At 44.3% G+C, this 21,838-nt stretch carries 19 protein-coding genes; 6 read left to right on the top strand and 13 right to left on the bottom strand.

The genetic code is table 11. The features are described from left to right. Positions 1-97: 97 nt before the first annotated feature. Positions 98-1,333, bottom strand: a complete 1,236-nt coding sequence (codA, locus tag AWM75_RS00675) for a cytosine deaminase (RefSeq protein ID WP_067977254.1) — start codon at positions 1,331-1,333, stop codon at positions 98-100. Continuing rightward, a complete protein-coding gene (gene codB / locus AWM75_RS08530; protein ID WP_234946603.1) occupies positions 1,323-2,621 on the bottom strand; it encodes a cytosine permease in 1,299 nt (432 codons plus the stop codon). Before codB ends, codA begins: the two co-directional genes overlap by 11 nt. A 481-nt stretch (positions 2,622-3,102) precedes the next feature. On the opposite strand from codB, the gene AWM75_RS00670 reads away from it, so the two are divergent. Further along, positions 3,103-4,017, top strand: a complete 915-nt coding sequence (locus AWM75_RS00670; RefSeq protein WP_067977253.1) for an NAD-dependent epimerase/dehydratase family protein — start codon at positions 3,103-3,105, stop codon at positions 4,015-4,017. A gap of 78 nt (positions 4,018-4,095) precedes the next feature. Here AWM75_RS00670 and AWM75_RS00665 read toward each other — a convergent pair whose 3' ends face one another. From AWM75_RS00665 to mazE, 4 genes are all read right to left on the bottom strand, one after another. Beyond that, positions 4,096-5,292, bottom strand: coding sequence for a cobalamin-independent methionine synthase II family protein (locus AWM75_RS00665; RefSeq protein WP_067977252.1), 1,197 nt, complete (start codon positions 5,290-5,292; stop codon positions 4,096-4,098). A gap of 225 nt (positions 5,293-5,517) precedes the next feature. Continuing rightward, complete coding sequence (locus AWM75_RS00660; RefSeq protein WP_067977251.1) at positions 5,518-6,618, bottom strand: glycerol dehydrogenase; 1,101 nt, start codon at positions 6,616-6,618, stop codon at positions 5,518-5,520. Between the two features lie 107 nt (positions 6,619-6,725). Further along, positions 6,726-7,073, bottom strand: coding sequence for a type II toxin-antitoxin system PemK/MazF family toxin (locus AWM75_RS00655; RefSeq protein ID WP_067977250.1), 348 nt, complete (start codon positions 7,071-7,073; stop codon positions 6,726-6,728). Beyond that, entirely contained in the window at positions 7,073-7,306 is a 234-nt protein-coding gene (gene mazE, locus AWM75_RS00650; RefSeq protein WP_412459284.1) for a type II toxin-antitoxin system PemI/MazE family antitoxin, read from the bottom strand. The genes AWM75_RS00655 and mazE overlap by 1 nt, the downstream gene beginning before the upstream one ends. 325 nt (positions 7,307-7,631) lie before the next feature. Between mazE and AWM75_RS00645 the strand changes: the two genes are divergently transcribed. After that, positions 7,632-9,662, top strand: a complete 2,031-nt coding sequence (locus AWM75_RS00645; RefSeq protein ID WP_067977248.1) for a M13 family metallopeptidase — start codon at positions 7,632-7,634, stop codon at positions 9,660-9,662. Between the two features lie 40 nt (positions 9,663-9,702). Here AWM75_RS00645 and AWM75_RS00640 read toward each other — a convergent pair whose 3' ends face one another. Next, positions 9,703-11,106: a hypothetical protein gene (locus tag AWM75_RS00640; protein WP_067977247.1), complete on the bottom strand. Its 1,404-nt coding sequence runs from the start codon at positions 11,104-11,106 to the stop codon at positions 9,703-9,705. Positions 11,107-11,385: 279 nt separating this feature from the next. On the opposite strand from AWM75_RS00640, the gene AWM75_RS00635 reads away from it, so the two are divergent. After that, positions 11,386-12,036 carry a hypothetical protein gene (locus AWM75_RS00635; protein WP_067977246.1) on the top strand — a complete coding sequence of 217 codons (651 nt, stop codon included), beginning with the start codon at positions 11,386-11,388 and terminating at the stop codon, positions 12,034-12,036. Positions 12,037-12,121: 85 nt separating this feature from the next. On the opposite strand, the gene AWM75_RS00630 is transcribed toward AWM75_RS00635, so the two are convergent. Continuing rightward, entirely contained in the window at positions 12,122-13,369 is a 1,248-nt protein-coding gene (locus tag AWM75_RS00630) for a CapA family protein (RefSeq protein ID WP_067977245.1), read from the bottom strand. Between the two features lie 285 nt (positions 13,370-13,654). Here AWM75_RS00630 and AWM75_RS00625 point away from each other — a divergent pair, with 285 nt between their 5' ends. Together AWM75_RS00625 and AWM75_RS00620 are read left to right on the top strand one after the other, a co-directional pair. Continuing rightward, positions 13,655-15,982, top strand: a complete 2,328-nt coding sequence (locus AWM75_RS00625) for a CAP domain-containing protein (RefSeq protein ID WP_067977244.1) — start codon at positions 13,655-13,657, stop codon at positions 15,980-15,982. A 159-nt stretch (positions 15,983-16,141) separates the two neighbouring features. Continuing rightward, positions 16,142-16,549: a hypothetical protein gene (locus tag AWM75_RS00620; protein WP_067977243.1), complete on the top strand. Its 408-nt coding sequence runs from the start codon at positions 16,142-16,144 to the stop codon at positions 16,547-16,549. A gap of 79 nt (positions 16,550-16,628) precedes the next feature. On the opposite strand, the gene AWM75_RS00615 is transcribed toward AWM75_RS00620, so the two are convergent. The 3 genes from AWM75_RS00615 to AWM75_RS08900 all read right to left on the bottom strand — a co-directional run bounded on the left by AWM75_RS00615 (position 16,629) and on the right by AWM75_RS08900 (position 18,782). Further along, positions 16,629-16,943, bottom strand: a complete 315-nt coding sequence (locus AWM75_RS00615) for a nucleotide pyrophosphohydrolase (RefSeq protein WP_067980823.1) — start codon at positions 16,941-16,943, stop codon at positions 16,629-16,631. 38 nt (positions 16,944-16,981) lie between these two features. Continuing rightward, on the bottom strand, positions 16,982-18,265 hold the full coding sequence (locus AWM75_RS00610) for a DUF2075 domain-containing protein (protein ID WP_327020362.1): 1,284 nt from the start codon (positions 18,263-18,265) through the stop codon (positions 16,982-16,984). Between the two features lie 115 nt (positions 18,266-18,380). Then, entirely contained in the window at positions 18,381-18,782 is a 402-nt protein-coding gene (locus tag AWM75_RS08900; protein WP_335338821.1) for a GIY-YIG nuclease family protein, read from the bottom strand. A gap of 100 nt (positions 18,783-18,882) precedes the next feature. On the opposite strand from AWM75_RS08900, the gene AWM75_RS00605 reads away from it, so the two are divergent. Further along, the gene (locus AWM75_RS00605; protein WP_067977242.1) at positions 18,883-20,352 is read left to right on the top strand and encodes a phosphate:AMP phosphotransferase; all 1,470 of its coding nucleotides are present in this window, start codon (positions 18,883-18,885) and stop codon (positions 20,350-20,352) included. A gap of 58 nt (positions 20,353-20,410) precedes the next feature. Here AWM75_RS00605 and AWM75_RS00600 read toward each other — a convergent pair whose 3' ends face one another. Next, positions 20,411-20,743 carry a putative quinol monooxygenase gene (locus AWM75_RS00600; RefSeq protein WP_067977241.1) on the bottom strand — a complete coding sequence of 111 codons (333 nt, stop codon included), beginning with the start codon at positions 20,741-20,743 and terminating at the stop codon, positions 20,411-20,413. Between the two features lie 177 nt (positions 20,744-20,920). Continuing rightward, on the bottom strand, positions 20,921-21,766 hold the full coding sequence (locus tag AWM75_RS00595) for a creatininase family protein (RefSeq protein ID WP_067977240.1): 846 nt from the start codon (positions 21,764-21,766) through the stop codon (positions 20,921-20,923). Between the last annotated feature and the right edge of the window lie 72 nt (positions 21,767-21,838).

Raw genomic sequence — 21,838 nt, 5'->3', positions numbered from 1 at the left:
CTTAATTTCATCTATCATGAAAAACTATCATTAAAACTATTATATCATCAAGCTCTACTAAAGTTAAAAATGACCCGCTCAAGGCGGGCCATCAGGACTAAAATAGGACGTCTTTCACTTTAGGCTGGGTCTTAGCTATTACCCTGCCATTACGGATTGAGTATAGTACCTCTGAGCGTTCATTTAACGCCTTGTAGAAGTTATCGTTATTCATAATAATTAAATTAGCTGGCTTACCGACTTCAATGCCGTAGTCATCTTGAATATAGAGGCACTTAGCGGCAGCATGGGTAGAGAACTTGTAGCTATCCATAATCTCTTGGTAGCCCATTAATTGTCCCACGTGGAGGCCCATATGGATAACCTCTAACGGATTACCGTCTCCTAGTGGATACCATGGGTCAAAGACATCATCATGACCAAAGGCAACATTATTGCCGTTTGCTAGTAGTTCCTTAACCCGGGTGAGCCCCCGACGTTTAGGATAGGTATCCAAGCGCCCTTGCAGGTGGATATTAACTAATGGGTTAGCAATAAAATTGATATCAGCTAATTTTAAGAGTCGCATTAACTTAACCACATAGGCGTTGTTGTAGCTCCCCATAGCAGTGGTGTGCGAGGCGGTTACCCGGTCTTTTAGCCCACTTTCGTAGGCTAAGCAAGCCAGGGTTTCTAGACCACGGGATTGGCCGTCATCGATTTCGTCACAATGGACATCGACCAATTTGTCATATTTTTCGGCCAAGTCCATGGCAAAACGTAAGGATTCTACACTGTATTCACGGGTAAACTCATAATGCGGGATGGCCCCAACCACGTCTGCTCCTAGTTTAACTGCTTGCTCTAGTAGTTCCTTACCATTTGGGAAGCTGTGAATCCCCTCTTGTGGGAAGGCAGTGATTTGAATATCCACCAGGCCAGCTAGGTCTTCTTTAAGTTCTAGCAAGGCCTCTAGGGCAACCAACTTAGGGTCGGTCACATCAACGTGGGTACGCACAAACTGGATACCATTGGCCGCCTGCATACGGACTAACCGGTTGACCCGGTCTTTAATATCGGCCTTGTCTAGGCTTTGTTTTCTCAAGGCCCAGGTTTCAATCCCTTCAAATAAGGTCCCAGACTCATTCCATTTAGGTTGACCAGCTGTTAAGCAGGAATCTAGATGAATATGTGATTCGATAAAAGGTGGTAGAGCTAATTTCCCCTGACCATCAATCACCTCTTCACCAGCTTGGCCGGTTAAATTAGGACCAATTTCTTTAAATAAACCATCTGCAATCCGAATATCTTGGCTTGCTTCAGCATTTTCAATTCGTACATTCTTAATTAGCATCCTGGTTGCCTCCTACTTGTTTTAAAACCAGATAAGTAACTACAGCAGCAAATAAACTGTTCAAGCTGGCGATACCGGCCTGCATGAAATGACCAGCTAAAACACCAACCAATAAGGCAACAAGTGCCTCCCAAGCCAAGGTCTGGCTGACTTGATCATCTTGGTATTTAGCCCGATCAAGGAAGAAATCACAGATAATGATGCCCCCAATCGGTGGAATCATCGCTCCCAATAGAGACAAGTAATTAATAAAGTGGTTATAAAGGAAGATTGACAGGCAGGTCGCCGCCAGCCCCATCAAAATTGTCGATAACTTCAGTGACTTTTTACTGATATTTGAAAATGACAAAGCTGAAGTGTATAGACCATTATTATTGGTGGTCCAAATATTAAAACCTAGCGATAAAATACCAGGAATAGCTAGTCCTTGCATAATGAGGACATCGAAGATATCTGCCTTACCAAAGGCCCCTGCCCCAGCTGCACCAAAGACAAACATCATAATATTACCAAAGAAAAAGGCAAAGGCAGTTGGCACGAGGGTTGACCAAGCTTTTTGACCATGGCGGGCAAAGTTCGGTGTTGAGGTGCCCCCTGAGATAAAGTTACCAATTACAATTGACAAGGCCGCTGACAGACTTAGTGGCTGTAATGGCTGGCTAGCAAATAATTGGCTAACGCCACCTACTGCCTGCACTGAGACAAAAGTCGAATAAGATCCTAGGCAGAAAATCGCTGGCACGGCCACGCTGCCTAAAACAGCTAATCCCTTAACGCCGTACAGGGTAGTTACCGTCACTAAGAAGCCGAAAATAATGACTAAAAGATAAGGATTAAGCCCCAAATAGCTAGCGACTGGCAGGGCAAACATGGCCAGACCAACACCGGTCCACCCCATTTGGGTCATCCCGATAATAAATGATGGCAAAAGTGATCCCCTAGCCCCAAAAGCCTTCATAGCTAAACCATCCAAGGTCATGCCAGTCTTTTGGCCAATAAAACCTAAGAGGCCAGTATAAAGACAGAGGAATAAATTCCCTAGGCAAACGGCTAGGACAAAGTCTTTGAGATTTAGACCCAAACCCAACTGTCCCCCAGCGATCATACTTGGTGAGAAGAAGGTAAAGCCCATCATAATCATAAAAATTTGCCAGAAACCTTGCTTTTGTTGGTTAGCTGACAAGACGCCAGGAATTTTTACTGGCTGGTCCAGGCTGGTTAGCTGGTCCAAGCTCGCTTGCCCTGATGCCAGGGTCGGATTACTGGTTTGAAACTTATTTTTTGGCACACAAAAAACCTCCACTAATGTATTGCGATATCCAGATAGGTTCACTCAACATTAGCGCAGGCTCGCTGCTGCTTATAAACGTGTCCACTATCTTTTTTATCTCACGGGATAAAATTAAAGATATTCGCTGATAGCTATTTTACATCAAATATTTTTAATGTAAAGAGGAAATTTTATTTGGTCCTAAATCAGTGTGCCGCCGAGTTGTTGATTTGGGCTTGGCTTAAAGTAAAGTTAAGCAAATATTGGTCTTTGTTATGGCGTGATTTTCCTTCATTCATAGTAAGGCTGACAGCTTCTTATTCTCTATTAAAAAATAAATTAAATGAAAATTAGCTGTGAATGCCGATATTTAACTTGCTAGGCTGCACTCGCTATATAGGTTATAATTGACCTATAAGTAACCGCTTTACTAAGGAGGCACTAACATGAAAAAATATTTGTATTAGGTGGCGCTGGCTATCTAGGTTATCAAGCGCTGGTGGCTGCTGATGCCAAAGGCTACCAAGTAAAAACAGTTGATATCAATCCCCTACACCCTGAACTTGTCCAACCTGACCATTTTGAATTTATCCAAGCTGATTTATTTAAAATGAGTGACCAAGAAATCATCAATATCTTGGCAGACTGCCAAGGTTTTATCTATGCAGGTGGGGTTGATGAGCGAATTGTGCCGCAGTATCCAGCCCATAAATTCTTCTATGAACAGAATGTCTTACCAACTCAACGTCTTGCTCGTTTGGCCCGCCAGGCTGGGGTAACTTCATTTGTCGTCTTTGGTTCCTACTATAGTCAAGTAGCCCAAGATCGACCAGAAATCGGTATCCAACAATATCCCTATGTTAATACCCGCCTGCTCCAAGAACAAGTTGCTATGGCTGAGGGCTATGACCAGATGGCCGTCTCCGTTCTGCGTCTACCGCGGATTTATGGCACTATGCCAGGTAAAATTCCTCTTTGGAAAATGTTTACCGATGTTGTAAGAGGCCAAGACTACTATCCCGCTGCAACCGGCGTTCACCCTTATATTACTGCAAAACAAGTTGGTCAGGCTGCAATTTCAGCTCTTGAACTAGCTGACCACCGGACTTGTTATGCCTGCGCCACTGGTCAACACTCTGACCAGCAGTACCTACTATGGACCTTAGAGGCCCTTGGTCAAGTTAAAACGACCCGACTAGAGGTTGTACCTTATGTTGATCAAAAATCCCAACTTGAAGCCCTCGACCAGGCCAGTTATGATCAGGGCTTAGAACACGGCATGCCTATAGCCGTATCAGGTTATCTCAATTCTTTAGATCTAAGTCTTGATCCAGAAGAAAGCATTAAGACCCTGCAGCTCATCCCTGAAAATGGTCAGGCAGTCATCAAGGAAACCCTAGCCGAAACCGATTAATAACAACATGAAACCAATAACCCCCCGCCAAGTCAGTGCAAAAGCACTAGCATGGCGGGGGGGTTTTATCGTTTGAATTTATTCATTGAAGAATTGGTAGGCAATTTCATGGCCTTGGTCAATCTTGGCCCATTGATTATCCGCCGTCAACTCATTGCCGCAGTCACAAGAGGCGAAACCACATTGGTGGCTGAGATAGAGCTTGTCCTTGTCAATATATTGGCTGGCTTCTTCTAAGAGGGCTAGCGCGCGCTCAGGATCATCTAAATCGGCACTCTTAGAAGATAAGGCACCCACAACCACTTCAACTTCTGGCCGGTCTTTAAAGACAGCGAGGGCTGCTAGTGACCCTGCCCGCTCATCATCCCATTCTAGGTAGAATCGGTCATAGTGTAATTGGGCTAAGAAATACTTGGCAATTTCCTCATAAGTGCCCTCTGCATTTGACCGAGAGGCATAGTTTCCTCGGCAGTTGTGACCATAGACTTTCAAACCAAGTTCATGGGCATAGTCAGCCACTTCATTATTGACCCGGATAAAGTCTTGGGCCAACTGGTCACGCTTGTCACCATCTAAATCTAGTGTTGATAGGTTAGCATTCTCTTCCCCATCTCCGGCAAAAATTGACCAAATACAATCATCAATTTGGATAATTTTCACGCCCAGTGCGGCATATTCGCTGATAAATTCCTTGTAGGCAGCTACGAGATCAGTTAAAAAGACTTGGTGGTCACTGTAATACTTATCAGGCCCGATGGCTTCATTAGCTAAAAACTCTGCATATAAATGGGCCGGGGCTGGAATGGTGAACTTCAGTTGGGCAAAGTCCTTGTTTTCTTCTTGGCTAAAGAGCTCTTGAAGCCGTTTATACTGGTCAATAAAGGCATGATTTTTGCCTGAAAGTTTGCCATCTACGGCCAGACCGATATCCTTGCGGGTTTCAAAAGACTTGCAGGCACCAGTTTCACCGTCATCATGGAAGAAGTAGCCGATGTCATTAATATAACGGCGGACACCATCCAGGCCCCAGGCAAAGTCTAAATGCCAGAGCGACCGACCTTGTTCCCCATCAGAAACCTCAGTTAAACCATGCGCCAGTTGTTGGTGTAGGGCATCAGCTACGGCCCGGTCTTCAACAGCCTTGTAGCCTGGAATATCGTCGTAAAATGGATAAGTAATATCATCGCGACCTTCGATTTCCTTGCGGTAGCTTAATAATTCTGGGTCACGTAGTAAAGAGCCTACAGTTAAAAAATGTTTAGAATAGTTTGTCATAATGTCTCCCCCTATTACTAGTTGCTTTGTTAAAGCTAGTATAGTGCCAGTCTGGACAAAAGAAAAATATCGATAAACAATTAATAAACATAGTCTAAAACTATGATATATAGGCGATCATAAGTGATAGATATCATCCACCAAACCTACTTAGTATAAAAGCATTATGAACATAAAAAACCACCTGGCTGGGCCAGGTGGTCAGGGTCTCATGATATTTAAACATTAGCCTTTGTAGTAGTTTCTAACATAATCATCGACAGCTAGGAAGGCTGAGCGAATGTCATCGCCCGTATAGGTCCGCGCCATTTGATGGATGGTTTCGCCTTCAGCAGTTGCCAAGTCGCCAATTTCTAGAAGTTCCTCAGGTGTCGCCGTATCCAGCTTCATTTCTGCTAAGGTGGTTGGTAAAGCTAATGCTTGATAAAGTTCGATATAGCGGTCAATTTCAGCCTGGTCACGGTTCTCTAGGAATAGCTGGGTCAAGGTACCAAAAGCCACCTTTTCACCGTGGGTCAGATGATGGATGTCACCAGAAACTGCAGTAAAGCCATTGTGAATGGCATGGGCTGCTGCTAACCCGCCCGCTTCAAAGCCGAGGCCGGATAATAAGGTATTAGCTTCAATAATTGCTTCTAAGGCTGGTGTCACCACTTGAGCCTGGTTAGCGGCCATGGCAGCCTTGGCATTTTCAAATAAAACTTGTTCACATTGTTTCGCGATTGCGCCAGCTGCTAGAGTAGGTTTGCCACCAGCCATGGTGTCGCCATTGGCTTCGATAACTGCCCGGGCTTCTACCCAGGTCGCCATAGCATCAGCGATCCCAGACGCTAGTAAGCGTGTCGGTGCCTGGGCAATGATTTGGCTGTCCAATAAGACTAAATCAGGGTTTTTATCGTAGAATAAATAAGATTCAAAGACACCCTCATCTGAATAAATAACTGACAAGGCCGAACATGGCGCATCAGTAGAAGCGATGGTCGGTAGAATGGCAACGCTAGCGCCTAGTTTATCAGCAATGGCCTTAGCCGCATCAATGGCCTTACCACCACCGAGCCCGATTACGACATTGGATGCTTCTTCCTCACCGATTTTGGCCACCCGGTCAATCTCGCTGTTTGAGGCTTCCCCATTAAATGGCACATGGCAAACCTTGATGTCATGCTCGGTCAAGTTGGCTTCAATGTCCTTACCCGTTAAATCCCAAACAAAATCATCAGCTAAAATTAACACCTTGTCGCCCAAATCACCAATATATTCATGGGCTGATTGGAAAACATTTTTACCCTGGATATAACGGCTAGGTGAACGGAAAGCAGTTGTCATTATGATGACCTCCTAAATTTGTGAAATAAATAACTATTACTGACTGATATTTTAACAAATTCAACTCATAATTTAAAGCGATTTCAATACATTTATATAACTAAAACTTAGAAAAATATAAATTTTAACATTTGGTCAATAACTAAGAGATCATTGGCTGGTAGTTTTTCAATAAAAGTGATGCGTCGATGGTTAAAGTCTAAAGATTTGAGTTGAGATATCACAATTTGCCCTTTAGTGGTTAAAGCACCTGGTAGCTGGTAACGGGTCGGCAAGTCCTTCAATGTGGAGGTAATTGGGCAGACTACGGCAAATTGTGTCGCTAGATTAAAATTACGACGGGATACTACCAGTCCCGGTCTTCTCTTGTTAATCTCATGTCCAGCTGAAGGATCGAAATCAATCCAGACAATATCACCCTTATCCGGTATGTATTTTCTAACTGTCTTAGCCATTAAAGTAATTCCTCGCCAGCTTGGTTGATATCCGCCCAGACATCTGCTTCGTAATAGATGCCCTCTTCTTCAACCTGAAAAGGGTCCGCAATAATTGGCGTTAGAATAATTGATCCTGACTCAGTATAAGTAACGATATACTCTTTTTGAGTTTGTATCACATGCTCATCATCCACTGGCAGGGTCACGACAACAGAGTTGCCTTGCTTACGTGTTTTAGTAGTTAACATCATTATCACCTCATCCCTATTATATATTTATAGTAAATTACATTCAAATGATTAAATGTTATTATTTAAATATAATGCTATTTTGCAATTGATGTTAGCCTCAACCCAGGTCCAGTTTGTACTCGTGCTAGTAAGATAGTCCTTGACCAGATAAAGTTATCCAGATTATGGTGCAGACGCACTCCTGAGTCGGGCTGGGCAACTAGAAAATCTCGCAAAATTTATGATTTTAAAATTTCTTAGGGACTTCTTAACCACTCTCTTATAGATTTAAGAACAAAAGTGTTTATAATCAAGCTCAGATTAAAAATTAGAGAGTGAGTATGCCATGAAATTAAAGAAAGCAATCATATTAGGACTATCTCTTAGTCTATTAAGTCAAGTTACCCTACCCGCCCTGGTCCAAGCCAAACCAGATAAACCAACCAGTCAGAGTCAATCTAAGCAAAATAACAAGCAAAACCCGGTCAAAACTAGCTTATATGATGCGGTTAACCAGGATTATTTAAAAGGGAAGACCATTGCTGATGATAATTTTATGGCGGGTGTGAGTACGGATGTAGACCAACAAAATAAAAAAATCCTTCATGAAGACTTGGTCAAATTAGCCAAAGGAACGATTAAGACCAGTACACCTGAAGAGGAAACCATGGTTAAATACTACCAGCAAGCGAGAGATTTTGACCGCCGTAATCAAGATGGCAGCCAACCAGCTAAGCCCTACCTGGAAAAAATCAACCAGCTAAAATCCTTTGATGATTTCAAAAAAGACTTGCCCCAGTGGATTGATTCAGGTATCGACCTCCCCTTTGCCATCACGTCCGGAGCCAGCTTGCAAGACCCAACTACCAACCAGCTGCGTTTAATCGCTCCGCAAACGATTCTACCTGACACAGGCCTTTACCAAGACCAAGCTAAAGATTCCCAGGGCCAGCAAATCCTTAAAACTTACCAGGACCAGGCCCAAAAAATCCTCATTAAGATGGGTTACACTAAAAAAGAGGCCAAAAAACTAGTCAATCAAGCCTTGGCTTATGACCAAAAAATCGCTAGCCACCTAACCCCCTCTGACCAGCGCCGCTCGCTCAAAGACCAATTAAAAGAGGCCGACCCCAAGGCATTAGCTAAGACCACCAGCACGCTTGATTTAATCAAGACCGCTGAGGGCATGCTTGATACCAAGGTTGATGCCGCTAATGTGACTGATAGTCAATATTTTGCCGATTTCAACCAGCTAGTTAACCCTGATAATTTCCAAGAAATGAAAGCCTGGATGTTGGTGACTTTTGCGGTCAAGGCAGCGCCTTACCTAGATGATGACCTGCGGACTATGGCCCAGGAAATTAGTAACGCAAAAACAGGCCAGGTCGATATCCCTGACCAAAATGAAGCAGCCTACCAATTAATTGACCAGCATTTCTATGAAGTTCTGGGCGTTTATTTTGGTAAAAACTACTTTGGTGACCAGGCAAAAGCAGATGTTGAAGCTATGACCAAGGAAATGATTCAAATTTACAAGCAACGATTGGAAAAAATTGACTGGCTAACGCCCGAAACCCGTCAGGCAGCTATTGATAAGCTAGACCATATCAAACTCTTGATTGGTTACCCCGAAACCTACCAAGACCGCACTAAAAAGCTAAAAGTAGATCCAAACAAGAGCCTTTTGGAAAACACCCTAACCATGGCCCAAGATGAGGCCGCCCATGATTTACGTCAATACGGTAAAGCTGCTGAATCAGGTTACTGGAGTATGCCAGCCTATGAAACCAATGCCTACTACTCTCCTAGTGAAAACCTCATTTGTATGCCTGCTGGTATCCTACAAGCCCCTTATTACAGTCAGGACCAAAGTGACAGCCAGAATATGGGTGCGATTGGCGCTACGATTGCTCATGAAATTTCTCATGCTTTTGATACAACTGGGGCCGACTTTGATAGTCAAGGTGCTTTGCGCCAATGGTGGCAAGAGGCAGACTATCAAAAATTTAAGGAGCGAACTAAAAAAATTCAAGCCCAGTTCGATAAGCTACAAACCGAACATGGCCAAGTGGATAGCAAACTAACCCTAGATGAAAATATTGCTGATAATGCCGGCCTATCGGTAGCCTTAGAAGCACTGAAGCAAAAGGAAGATTATGATCTTAAAGCATTCTTCACCGCCTATGCCAAATCCTGGGCCACCATTTACCGACCAGAAATGGCCAGTATGATGCTAACCAGTGACCCGCATGCACCAGAAAAATACCGGACCGATATCCCCGCCTCTAATTTAGATGAATTTTATCAGACTTTTGATATCAAACCTGAAGACCCTATCTTCCGTAAACCAAATGATCGCTTTGTATTTTGGCAATAAAAAAATGGTCCACCCATTTAAATCGGGTGGACCATTTTTACTAATCTGCAAATGAAGCTTGAATGGCTTGAATTTCCATTGTGATTTTAGGTTTTTGTCCAGCGGCTTTCTGGTAGTCATAGATGCTGGCCTGGTTAATCAGTATGTAGTTCTGGTCATCTAGTGGCAACCAGGTCTGGTTGTCAGCTAAGAGCTGGCCATCGAATTTAATTTGGTTAGCTTCCGTATGAGCTGCCTTAGACAACTTGTGTCCCTGTAAATCAAAGGTCACTTGACCATCTTTAACCGTCCCTTCCAAGCGGTAGTAAACGGGCCGGATATGGACTGAACCACTGGATTGCTTTTCTAAGGTAGGTGGGTGGAATTGGTCTGGATCGTCTGGCCAATAGGTCCATTCACCTGCATAATAGCCAGTATATTGGTCAGTCTGGTGATCTGGTAGCGCTTGACCAATTTCTAGGCCATTTATACGAGCCTCAACCTGGTAGTTTAAACCAAACACTGGGAAGTAAATCAGTAAGCCATAAATTAGCACCAGCTGCCACAGCATAGGCCCGACTAGTTTTCTTTGCCCATAGTAATAGGTTAGACTGAGGGCAAAAATCGTTTTAATCAAGAGAAATACCAGCAGCAAGATCCAGGCATCAGCCCAGATCGCGGCATAATTCCGGCTGGCTTCTAGTCCTAGAAGCATCAAATAACAAGCAGTTAATAGCCACATCAGCCATTTATTATGGAGGCTGGGCAGCAGGTAAGTGATAAAACCAATTAGGAAGGCCACCCCCGCCACCCGAGTCGACCCGGCCGAACCGGCGGACAGCCAGCTTTGCCAGTCAGTCACACTAGCTAGCACACTTAAACCAGCTATCAAAAGACCAGCTATCATGAGGGCACGGCCTATGTTCTGGTGGGTCGCATTATCCGCCTCAACCACCACGACCTGCCCCTCACTAGAAGCAGCCTCATAGAGGAGGGCCACCAAAATAGCTAGGTTAAACGGTAAATAAGCCAGCATGTCAGGCAGACTAAAGGGCAATAGCTCAATGATAACGGCAGTTAAAGCCAGGGTTATTAAGCCAAGCCCAGCCATCATCAGACTATGGACCAAACGTTGCTGGCCCAGGCGACTGTCTGCCACCCCATGCTTGGCCAGGAAAGCAACTAGACCTAAAATAGTCAACCAGCCGTACACCCGGCCCTCATCTACCCAGCCCCCTAGCAACATGAGATAGGTTCCTATTATCGAAACCGCCACTAGACCAGCCTGCCACAGCTTATAAATCGGCCGGCTATAAATCAAAACAGCTACCGCGATGGTTAAAATCTGACCATGAGGTAAGAGACCAGCGAATAAAATCATCGCAATCAAAATGATAAAGGCTAAAAATTCACTGCTAGTCAAACGTCTGAAACTAGCTGATAAGCGATCACGCCATCTGTGCATTGGTTACACACCCTTTCTATTATCGATTGGTTCCGCTTTCTAAGTTAATTATAGCCTATGGGTGTGGTTTAGCCTATATTAGGATGGAGATTTAAAGCGATAAAATACATGGAAATATGAAATTAGGCCTTTTAGAAGACACAGAAATTTCATGATATACTTTGCTTAAATATGTCTTGGCATGTTACAAAATTAAATGATATCGAACTGACATTTAGGCCTTACCACCTATTTCAATCAGTTTATTTAACACATGCTTTTTTTAGAAAGGAATCTATCATGGCAAATGACACCCTTGTTAACGGCACGCTCTCTATTGTTGCTTCCTCTAGACCGGATGTAGAAAAGATTGCACGCTTTATCGCTACTCTGCAAGACGACTACTATGGTCCTAAAATTTCTGAAGACCTTACCAGCCTCGATTATGACCAGCGTATTCAGCCTGGTGACTATGACTGCTATATCCTTGATTTCCCTTTTACCGGCCAAGGGCGTAATAGCTTTTCTTATACACTAGAGCAGATTTTGTTCTCGGACCTAGGTGAAAATAATCCCCACCAGCTTAATGGTATGATTCAATTTAACTACAAAGATTATGATCCCCTCGCCGGTCAACTTTGCCAATGCTCGGCGTGCTGGTTTATGAGGGCTGACCAGGCGCGTTTAGAGTTAGATTATGAGCGCCCTATTTTTTATAATGTTCAGGAATTAAAAGATAACGGTATGCTTCCCGAAACCGGCTTTGATTTCTCTGAATTGGCTTCATTGCAAGAAGTGGTGTCACGTTTTGGTGATGAATTACCACTCGCAGACCTGATAGCCTTACAAGAAGACTTATTAGCGGCCGGCTACGGGGGACTATGGTTTGACTTAAGCGAAATCAGTCCCCAGGCCACCGAAATGATAAAAGCGGCGGTCATAAAACAATGATGACTACTGCATAAAAAAACTAGCCCCCGGCCCTCTATGGCTGGCGGCTAGTTTTTCGCTTTCGTAAAATAAAAATAAACTATTTTTATTCATCTAAATACGCTTTCATGCCTGCCAATACCTCCTCGTTCAAGAATTCTGGCTTCACCATTTGTCTGACATAGTCATAGTAAAAGGCGTAGTCTAGCTGGTGGCCATTAAGGGCAATTTTATCAGCAGGATAGTCTTGTAAATTATAGATTTTAAAGTTGCCGTGCTGGCCTTTAGTTCGGTCAAAGTGAGTGACTACCGGTTGTAGCTCGACTTTTTCCAGGTGGACTTGGCCGTCAGTTTTGACAATATCAAATTTAATGGCGCCGCCTAAACCGTTAATGGGATAATATGGGGCACAAACAAAATTACCCAAGGAATAGGTCACCAGCATTTGCTTGCCATCCGGCCGGTCCAACCAGTCAACGCCTTGCAGATTATGGGTATGGGTGCCAACTACCACATCTACTCCTAAATCAGCTAAAAGCTGGCTGTAGTAGACTTGGTCCTGGTTCAAAGTCATGGCATACTCGTCACCCCAATGCATGAGCACCATAACCGCATCTGCCTCTTGCTTTGCCTGGGCCACATCGTGGCGCATCGGGTCCTCATCAATCAGGTTGGTCCGCCAGGGCATGTCCAGGGGAATGCCGTTAGTCCCATAGGTATAGGTCATAACAGCTAATTTGATGCCATTCTTATCAATCACACGGATGCGGTCCCGGTCGTCCTGGGACCGGTAGATACCCAGATAAATGACCTGGTCAGCATACTCGTCCCAGAGGTCCAGAGTATTTTCGGCCCCAGTCCCACCTCGGTCCATGGTGTGGTTGTTGGCCCCGTTAACCAGGTCAAAACCAGCCTTAACAACGCTCTGACGCATGTCTTCAGGAGTATTAAAGTCGGGATAGCCGGAAATTCCTAATTCATCTCCACCGATAATAGTCTCCTGGTTGATATAGGCGATATCCGCCGCTTGGATTTGGTCCTTGACCTCAGTATAGAGATAATCGAAATCATAAGAGCCATCCGCCTGCTGGGCCTCGGTAAAGATTTCCTGGTGGATCAAGTTGTCCCCTACCCCATAGAAAGACAAGCGCCGCTCGTCAGCTGGCGCTGCTTGGCTCGTTTTGGCCTGGCCCTCTTCATTTGTTGAACTAACTGACCTGGTTTCCCGGCTATTATTAGACAGGTCGGTCGGATCTGGCCTTAGATTTAGTGACCAGCCTAGGCCAACCACCAACAAACTCACAACCAACATAGCCAGGCCGATACCGGCTAAACCTTGCAAAAATTTCTTCATATCCCCCACTCCTTAAATCAGACTATTCTAGCTGGCAAATTATTAATAGCTAAATCGTATCGTTCAAACTCTCTCTTAAGGATAAACTTTAGCCAAAAATTTTCAAGCGCTTTCGGATAACTTGTACTATACATGGGCTAGTCTGAACTTGTTTAGCTAAAAATAAGGCTATTTATCGGAATATACGATTACCTTAAACTTTTCTTTAGCTTTGGCTAGCTTTTATGGGAAAAACTAATATAATTAAATAAAGTGTAAACTGATGTATTACTAAGGAGGATTTTTATGTTCCAGCCACACAAAGAAGTGAAAACCCGTAAGCTCTTAAAGAAGGTCAAGGGCACATGGGTAGCCGTTTTATTAGTGACTAGCCTAGCAGCAGTCGGCAGTGTTAGCCGAGTTGCGGCCAATAATGATGACCAGGTTGTTATCGTTAAAGCCGACAAGGATGAAAAGCTTGCTAACTTTGATAAAAAAGCAGACTTGGTTAAAGATGACCAGGTCCAAGCTGAAATCAAGCGGGCCCTAAATCTTGACGACCAGGAAGCCAAGGACCGGACAGTAGATGATGTCAAAAAAGATATTAAACGGCAAAAAGATGCTGATTTAGATGTGTATGTCGTCCAACCTGGCGATACCCTCGCCCTGTTAGCCAAGGCAACTGACCAAGAAGTTGCTGATTTAGCTGAGAAAAACCAACTGAAAAAAGATGACAAATTAGTAACTGGCGATATTTTAGCTGGTGTGGTGGATGCTGAACAGGGCATTTCAGGCTTAGTTTCCAGCATCAACAATATGCTAGACCAGCTGGCAGCCGGTGCTGTGGTCGGTCCAGCTGCTGGCTTGGCCCCACTGCTGAATGCCCAGTCACCCCTATGGGATGCCTTTGGACCGATTGCTGGCAGCCCAGTACCAGGCACACCATTTGATCCTAGTCCAGTCCTTGACAAAGACTTGGCCTTAAATCCGCTTGTGCCAGTTGTTCCTAATCCAGCTACTGGTGAAGCCAATAAAAAGACTGAAGAAAACCAAGCTGGTAAGCAAATTGCCAGCAATGATACCCACTCAAATGATGATGCGCATCAGTCAGGCCAAGACGACAAAAATACTAGTCCTGCTGGCACTGAAAATCAAGATGTAGCTAAGAATGACCAAGCTGGTAACTCAGCTAAAGACCAGTCAGGTGACCAAGGTCAAAAAGGACCTAACCAAACAGACACCAACACTGGCACTCAACCGCAATCACAAGCAGATACCGGTAGTTCGGCACCGGTTACCACTACCACTAAACCAGCACCAAATCCTGGTATAACTACACCGACTCCTACGCCGACATCGCAACCATCGCCAGAGCCTGCTCCAACCCCTAATCCGGGTGCGACAACTCCTGATACGGGGACAACAACACCAACTGTTAAGCCGACTCCTGACCAGAGGACAACGGCTCCAGACTCTGAACCGATGCCAACACCGGGTACAAGTACACCAAATCCGGAACCAACACCTAATCCAGTACCTACTCCAGAGCCAGAACCAACTCCGAATCCAGTGCCTACGCCTGAACCAGAAACAACGCCGGAGCCAGTCCCTACTCCGAATCCAGAGCCGACTCCTGAACCAGTACCAACACCGCATCCAGTGCCTACCCCAGATCCAGACCCAACGCCAGATCCGGTACCTACTCCGGAACCAGTACCAACACCTAATCCAGTACCTACTCCGGAACCAGTACCAACACCTAATCCAGTACCTACTCCGGAGCCAGAGCCAACACCAAATCCGGTACCTACTCCGGAGCCGGCACCAACCAAACATGGTGTCTATGACCTAGCTGCCTATAAGGCCTTTAATGAGCGTGTAGCTGCCCGTGTCAACAACTTAGTTGCTAATTTACGTCGTGCTAATAATTTACCGGCGACAGCAAGTAACAACTTGCTTAACCAAGCTGGGGCCGCCAATGCGCAATTCTTAGGAGAAAATAACCGAGGCCTGACTCATGCATATGATGGCCAACACCTATTAGACGCTGGCTATATTACCCAGATAGCTCCTAAACAGAATAATGCTGTCTTAGTGCCACAGGGTCAACCTTATGCTTTAGCCAACTTAGCTAGCTTTGCGCAAACTCTCCCAATTAATTTGGATGCAGCTAATGCTGATAAAGTCGCTGAGAATGTGGTAAATGGTTGGTTTAGTGATGTCAATACCCCTAACCGTGGTCACCGTCGCCAAATGCTAGATAGCAGATGGGATCAAGTGGGAACTGGCGTCTACTTAGCGCCTGAAGCTGATGCTAATGGCTTCTACGGGGCAACTGTTGTGCAATACTACGGGACACAAAATTACAATTACCAAGGATCTAATGCTGCTGATACACCACCAGTTCATGCGCTTGCAAGCTATGATGAACGCTTAACAGAACAAAAAGACATGTATACAAGCATTAATCATGGTCCAGCCCTAGCAGATATTCAAACACTTGAAGGTGAATTAGCTACTGGTGAGGTCATTGCCGACGTTGCAACAACCACACCTGAACCAGCTAGTCCAACAAATAGCCAGCCTGCGGCAACTAATGAAACTGCAGCGGCTACGCTCAACAATGTCCAATAATTTGACAAGAAACTTTAAGTGAAATAAGAAAGCACAGCTACTTTATACGAAAGTAGCTGTGCTTTTTGCTAAGCTGGATTATTGTATCTTGTCTATCAAAGCTCTAAAATATAAGTGTAAGGTCACATATATCTGTCAAATTCATGGGAGGAATTAAAAATGACAAATGAAGGCATTGAAATATATGGCCATCACATCGCCCAAGGAGAAAACATTATACGTAATGGCCAAGCCAACTACTTTACCGACCAGGATAATAACCACGACTCTAAGTTAGTTGCCGTGATGAGACATCTCTTACCAAATAAGTTAAAGCAGAATGCTGCCAGTGGAGGCCATCTCATCTTAACTGATCACTCCCTTTACTTTGTCCCCCATCACCTTAATTTAGATATCAAGGTCTACCAGATTCCCCTTCATACCATTAGCCAGGTTGAATTAATCGAGGACATGAAAATTAGCCAACATATTATGGTAACCACTACTGAAGATCGCTATGTTTTTGTCGTCTACAAGGGGCAATCATGGCTAGAAGATATCCAAAAAGCTCTCCAATTAGCCAAATAACACAAAGCACCGCCGATTATTTTATCTAGTCGGCGGTGCTTTTTATGTGTTTTATTTATATTTTTCTAAGCTCACCAGCTTAGAGTTGGTTATACTTACGACGGCTAGCTTTCGCCTTTTCAACCGGATATTTTTGTGCATTCTTAACTAATTTAGCCTGGATAATTTCATCAACATCAAAGCCTAAATTGTCAGCCAGCATCAGACTGTAGATTAGGACATCAGCTAGTTCTTCAGCCAGGTGTTCGCGGTCTTGGTTGCCCTCCTCAGCTGACTTCCATTGGTAGATTTCTAAAAGTTCATTTGCTTCAAGTGAAATGGACAAGGCCAAGTCCTTTTCATTATGAAACTGGCGCCAATCACGGTCGTCACGGAATTTGTTGATGGCATTCATTAATTCTGGATTCATAATAACCTCCTTGATTTTGTATGCTATAAGGGCCTTTGTTGCTTGGCAGCTTCTAACAGGGCTGATCTTAATTGGTCATCTACCGCGTAGATATAGAGACCATTGACCCCTCGTGTAATCAGTACGTTTAATTCATTACGCAAGAGTTCTTCAGCTGGATTTACACTGATTTTATTTACTTTATCAATGGTACGATTCCGAGTTGCTTTCTTGTTTTTGGAAGCTGATGGATCAAAAACAAGACGTCCGTTACGATATTTAACTGAGGGACCAATTATTAAGCCGGCATAATTTAAATCGAAGCCCTGTACACTGAAAGTTGAACCAACTTCATTAATAGTTTGTTCTTGCTCTGCCCACGATAGATGACCTGTCCCCCGCTTTTTATTTTTTACTTGGTAATTCCAAGGTTTGGCCCAGGTTAGATGGTTACCATGAGCATCCGTATAACCAATTTCAACCATCCACTGATCTTGATTTTCTGGGGGGTTACCGCCAATATAAGGCCAATCATAGGTAGCAATCACTCTAGATATTCCCCTGTCTTGGTCCTGCGCTTTAACTTTAATGGCTGCTTCTAAATCACATGGATTTTCAAAAATTTTCAATTCATAGTGGTCATCTTCTGGAATCGGATCAATGATTTGTTCATCTACTAAGGCTCTGATCCAAGCGACTGTTTCCGCATTCGCATTAATCCGCATCTGATTTTTTAGTTCAATCAGCTTTCCGTTTTCTCTCGCATAGTCTTCCATAGCCGTTATATCCTTGTCTTGCAGGTATTGCTCGGTTGACATAATTTGTTGCTTATCAAAGACTGCTACAACCAACTTAGCGCGTTCGATTAAGTCTAATAACTGGTTTTCACCCTGGTAAGACTGCTTACCCTGGGTCCATAATAGGTGCGCTTCATCAACAATAACGACATCAACAGGTTGATCAGGATTATTCCCGTTGATAAAAGCTGTTGGCTTACTAACAAACTTACCTTTACGCTCCTTATTGATATCCAAACGATATGCAATTTCTTGATAGACCTTTACCTGCTGGTCATGGTTTACTAGCAAATAACTATTAAACGGCCTATCCTCATCAAGGGCTGCTTGGAAGAGTTGGTAAAATAGGCTTGACATTAGGACTGTTTTACCCGACCCTGCCTCTCCCTCAACTAAAATGAGTTGTCCCTGGCTAGACTGCTTGGCTTGGACCTGTTCAATGGCAGTTAAGATTTCTAGCTGAGCCGCTAGCTGCTCATCGGTTAGCTTATGAAAGGGCGAAGCTTTAAAAATAGCTGAGTCTCTAACCACAGATTGAATAGGAAATAGTTGGGCATTCTTTTCTCTTAATTTTTCCCAGACCTTATCAAAAATTTGGTTGAAATAGGCTGAGGTGTAATATTTATTTTGGGCATTAATCCGTTTATTATAGAGTTTTTTTTACATTACCGAGAGCTACCATATAATGCATTAAGCGGTTTTCGATGTCCATAGTAAGCGACTTATTAAACATATCGTGGCCGATTAAATAAATTTTACTGGACGGAGACTGTAAAAAGGAAACCTTTTCTTGATCAGCCATATGTTGCCTAGTCCGTTGAATAACATTATTGGTTTCACCAATATACACATTAAATTTACGACTCGCTTTATCATTAATAATATATACAGTTGGATATTCTAAAATAACTTCCTGGTCATCAGCTTGTATCAGGTCTTTATTAAAGTGGTCAAATACTTGGCTTTTATAGTCCAGTTCATAAACCACTGGCTCATTGACATGCATCAAATCCCTCTTTTCACCTAATAATTTATCATATTTTATCAAACTAGCCTAGCTACAAACGACCTGACTTTAAAAGAGTCACCCTGTTCGTTATAATAAGTAAAAAGTAAGCGTATTCCTAATATAGAAAGAAGGCTCTATCATGCTAGCTCCAGAACTCATTGAACGCCAAGAAATAGATCCGGCTTTAAGCGACCGCAAGCGGTCTGACCTGGGCGAGGAATTTGCCAAACTCCACCGCCAGCTCCAGGACACCGATAAATCGATGCTGGTTATTGTCGATGGCTGGGAGTCATCTGGTAAGGGTTATTTACTGAAAGATTTAACCCGGGAATTAGACCCCAAGTTTTACGAGGTAGCCACCTTTGACCAGGCCCAAGACCATGAAAGCTGCTTTCCCTACCTGCGCCGGTTTTTCTTGCGGGCACCCCGCCGTGGCCAAATTGTTTTCTTTGACCGGTCTTTCTATTATGACCTCTTCCATAATTTAGACTGGCAGGGCCAGGAACTGGCCCATTTAATTGAGGATATTGCCTTTGTTGAGCAAGCCCTCCACCATGATAATACCCTGGTAGTGAAATTCTTTATTGATCATACTGAAGCAGAGATGGCTAAACGGATTAAGGAATTAGAAAAAGACCCCTACCGCGATGTCCTCTTGTCAGACCAGGACTATGACCAGCTAGACAACTACCAGGCCTACCGCCAGCATTTTATCGATATCCTCAACCGGACCAATTATGCGGATACCCCTTGGCAGGTCCTGCATGTAACTGGTAAAAAAGACCAGTCCCGTTTGGCCCTGCAAATCTGCATAGACCGCCTAGCTGAGTGGTTAGACACCGACTTAAGCCGGTCACCCCAGTTTGATTTTAACCAGGCCGTCACTGGTGACCTACCCCTGGACCAGGTTGATTTAACCGCTCATATCGACAAGGTTGACTACGATGAAATCAAAGACCAGCTGCAAAAAGAAGCTGGTGACCTCCTCTACCAGGCTTACCGCCAAGGCAAGGGTGTAATCCTAGCCTATGAGGGCCATGATGCCGCTGGTAAGGGTGGCAATATCAAGCGGCTGACCCGGCTCATGGATCCACGTGGCTATGACGTGGCCACAACGGCCGCCCCTAACCAGGAAGAGGCAGACCACCACTACCTTTGGCGTTTCTACCGTGATTTTCCTAGCCACGGTCGCATGACTATTTTCGACCGCACCTGGTATGGCCGAGTCCTGGTTGAACGGGTGGAAGGCTTTACCCCTGACTACCGGGTCCAAGAAGCCTATAGCGAAATCAACCAGATGGAGCACAACTTGGTCCACCAGGGCTATTTGGTCTTAAAATATCTAATTTTAATTGATAAAGACGAACAGTACGACCGCTTTAAGGACCGAGAGGAAAATCCAGACAAGCAATACAAAATTACTGATGAAGACTGGCGCAACCGCGAGAAATTTGCTGCCTACCAGGGTGCCATGAATGATATGGTCCGCTATACCTCTAGTCCCGAAGCACCCTGGACCCTAGTCCCAGGCAATAACAAGCGCTATGCCCGCATTTTTGTCCTCAAAGATTTTATCAAGCGCATGCAGGCCTTTCTAGCTACAGATTAACTAGAAACCCCCTAGCCGTTACCAAGCAAGTGGTAGCTAGCTAGGGGGTTTTCTATTTTTACGCTCTAATGAAGGCTTGGTCGCTATCTGGGACCTGGTCTTCACTAATTTGGTAACGGTTAACAGTCATGGTCAGATCATATTTTTCCCGCAAGGCAATGATCTCAGCCATCATACTGGAAGCATGGTGACGGTCAATAGCGGCTTGGTCAGTCCAAACATCGACCAGCCTAACCACATCCTGGTCATCCCAAGGCAGATAATATTGGTAGGCCAGGTTACCAGCCTGCTGGCGGATGCGGTCAACAATACCATTTTCGAGCATGTCATGGGCAAATTCCTGGGCACTGCCCGCTTGGCCACGATAATCAATTGTTACTAATATTGCCATAAAAATTCCCTTCTCCTTTAATAGCGTTAGTCTAACATACTTCTTCTTTTAGTCATCTCAAATGCAATTAGCGCTTTTTTTCCACATTTTTGGAGGCATCCCGCCTTTTTTAGGACATTTTTGCCGGTAGCGCGATTGGCGTGGTGGCCGACCACTATCATTATTTTGGCTAGCTGGTCATTGCCCCTGGTTAAAAGCCGCTGGACTATTAGGACGCTCACTTAAAACCCTATCTACATAGTCAGCATGAATGTTCATTTCAGCAAGTATCCGTGGCAAATCATTCAGGTCAACAACTTTTTCTAGCATAGGTAAGCCCTCTTCAGCTAGGCGCTGACGGGTGGCTTCATCTGGAATCGCAGTGGTCGGCATATGCTCACCCAAATCACCAAAGTAGTAACCAATGGCCCCACTCTCATAGGCTTGTTTTTTCAGGTAGCTAAATTGACCACTATCATTAGGAAATTCATGGTCAAATGCTGTGGTCAAGGGCACCTCTGCTAAACGTCCTTGCAATTGATAGGCGGCTAGAATCATCCGGTCAAAGTTGGCTAGCATATCTGGCCCCTCAAACAAGCCTGACCGGTGAAGGGCCATAGCGATATCGATATATAGGATACCGACCCCAGTTTCATCGAAAAAGTCTCGCACTACCGGCTGCATAGGAATATGGGCCGGTCCATGAAGGGAAAAGTAAATCTGCCGGGTAAAGCCTGATTGCAATAGGCTTTTAGCGATACCATATAGTAGATTACTTGATTCCTTTACTGTCAGCTGGATGGTACCCCGGGCGCTGGCGGTCGCCCCTGAATAAATATAAGGAATATTAGGTAGCACCAAACAGTTGACCCGCTGAGCTAAAAGCAGTGCCAAGCCCTGGCTAACGACAGTTTCACAATCCAAGGGCAGGCCGCCATGCACCTCGGTTGGTCCAAAAGGTACCAGGATGACATCATCTTGGTCTAGATAGTCCTCAACCTCTTGATTAGTCAGTTGGTTAAGAAAATGACTACGCAATTCCATGATAAACCTCCTTTTAAAAATCTTAAATAGCTTTACATCAATATTTTACCATATTGAGCGCTTACATCTAAT

The organism is Aerococcus urinaehominis, assembly GCF_001543245.1.
GTDB lineage: Bacteria > Bacillota > Bacilli > Lactobacillales > Aerococcaceae > Aerococcus > Aerococcus urinaehominis.
This window is presented reverse-complemented; position numbering and strand designations above follow the sequence as displayed.

Excerpts from the sequence above, each read along its gene's own strand:
- codA (WP_067977254.1), bottom strand. The coding sequence starts at position 1,333 with ATGCTAATTAAGAATGTACGAATTGAAAATGCTGAAGCAAGCCAAGAT.
- AWM75_RS00665 (WP_067977252.1), bottom strand. The coding sequence starts at position 5,292 with ATGACAAACTATTCTAAACATTTTTTAACTGTAGGCTCTTTACTACGT.
- AWM75_RS00660 (WP_067977251.1), bottom strand. The coding sequence starts at position 6,618 with ATGACAACTGCTTTCCGTTCACCTAGCCGTTATATCCAGGGTAAAAAT.
- AWM75_RS00655 (WP_067977250.1), bottom strand. The coding sequence starts at position 7,073 with ATGGCTAAGACAGTTAGAAAATACATACCGGATAAGGGTGATATTGTC.
- mazE (WP_412459284.1), bottom strand. The coding sequence starts at position 7,306 with ATGATGTTAACTACTAAAACACGTAAGCAAGGCAACTCTGTTGTCGTG.
- AWM75_RS00645 (WP_067977248.1), top strand. The coding sequence starts at position 7,632 with ATGAAATTAAAGAAAGCAATCATATTAGGACTATCTCTTAGTCTATTA.
- AWM75_RS00640 (WP_067977247.1), bottom strand. The coding sequence starts at position 11,106 with ATGCACAGATGGCGTGATCGCTTATCAGCTAGTTTCAGACGTTTGACT.
- AWM75_RS00635 (WP_067977246.1), top strand. The coding sequence starts at position 11,386 with ATGGCAAATGACACCCTTGTTAACGGCACGCTCTCTATTGTTGCTTCC.
- AWM75_RS00630 (WP_067977245.1), bottom strand. The coding sequence starts at position 13,369 with ATGAAGAAATTTTTGCAAGGTTTAGCCGGTATCGGCCTGGCTATGTTG.
- AWM75_RS00625 (WP_067977244.1), top strand. The coding sequence starts at position 13,655 with ATGTTCCAGCCACACAAAGAAGTGAAAACCCGTAAGCTCTTAAAGAAG.
- AWM75_RS00620 (WP_067977243.1), top strand. The coding sequence starts at position 16,142 with ATGACAAATGAAGGCATTGAAATATATGGCCATCACATCGCCCAAGGA.
- AWM75_RS00615 (WP_067980823.1), bottom strand. The coding sequence starts at position 16,943 with ATGAATGCCATCAACAAATTCCGTGACGACCGTGATTGGCGCCAGTTT.
- AWM75_RS00605 (WP_067977242.1), top strand. The coding sequence starts at position 18,883 with ATGCTAGCTCCAGAACTCATTGAACGCCAAGAAATAGATCCGGCTTTA.
- AWM75_RS00600 (WP_067977241.1), bottom strand. The coding sequence starts at position 20,743 with ATGGCAATATTAGTAACAATTGATTATCGTGGCCAAGCGGGCAGTGCC.
- AWM75_RS00595 (WP_067977240.1), bottom strand. The coding sequence starts at position 21,766 with ATGGAATTGCGTAGTCATTTTCTTAACCAACTGACTAATCAAGAGGTT.